Source organism: Solibacillus sp. (assembly GCF_040273735.1).
Lineage (GTDB): Bacteria > Bacillota > Bacilli > Bacillales_A > Planococcaceae > Solibacillus.
The window spans coordinates 1-977 of the sequence record NZ_JBELZM010000041.1; the positions used below are offsets into that span (position 1 = coordinate 1).

Consider the following 977-nt stretch of genomic DNA (forward strand, 5'->3'; position numbering starts at 1 on the left):
GTTGGGGGCTTCCCCCTGTGAGAGTAGGACGTCGCTTCGCACATGTAAAACCACTGAGGAATCAGTGGTTTTTTTGTCATTTAAGTTAATGAATTTAAATATAATCAACTTTGGCTATTAAAATAGTAACTGCAATGGTTTCCTGAAATGAAGTAGAAATAATAGGCTGTGTGTATACGGAGAAAAATAGAATAGGATTGTTTCTTAATTTTTTCAGCTTATTAATGCTTACGTCTTCAATTTAAAAACGCTCCCCTAAAGAAGGAAGCGCTTTAAATCACTCATCTTGATAGCTTAAAGATTGTTCATGGTATTCAAGAAGAGCTTGAGTTAATTGTTTGGAAAACTTTTCTTCAATATATGCAGCGATGTATAGCTTTTTATCGACTTCCAATTGCGCAGAACGGAAAAGTTTTTGGAAAAGGGTCGTCTTTTTTTGTTGCGAGTACTGTTGGACAGCCTCATTTTGCAAACGGTTGAGCACAATTTGCTCAATTGCCTTTTCTCTAATACGAATTGCGATATCTTCTTTATTGGAAGCCATGATTTCCTCGACTTTCTTTTTCAATTCAGCATTTTCATGTTCAAGTTTTTTTGTAGCTTCTTGTATCTCCTCCAATCCCTGCGAAGGTTTTGGAGGGAGAGCTTTGATTTCCTTTTTGAAGAAATCATTGTTTAAACTTAGCTGCATTTGCTCTGTTTCTTCGTCTTGTTCCATTTTAAACAAACCTGTCTTCATAATCTGCTCCAGTGCTTGGCTCATAGCATTGAGCCTGTATTCAATATTATCGGGCATTCCTACTTCTGTTGAGGAAGGAGTTCTTTTTTTGATAATATGGCCATCTTTATTAATACGTAACAGCTGCTTTAATCCTTTGACACGATACTCGTCTTTTAATAGCAAAATCATACGCAGTTTTATAACCGCTTTAAAATCCAAACGAATAACAGATGCTGTAGTTGGATTTGACGCTTCG

At 36.2% G+C, this 977-nt stretch carries 1 protein-coding gene; it reads right to left on the reverse strand.

The window, feature by feature from the left end; translation table 11 throughout:
* Nucleotides 1-277: 277 nt before the first annotated feature.
* A partial coding sequence (locus ABS917_RS18830) for a DNA primase (protein ID WP_350480422.1) occupies nt 278-977 on the reverse strand: 700 nt, incomplete at its 5' end.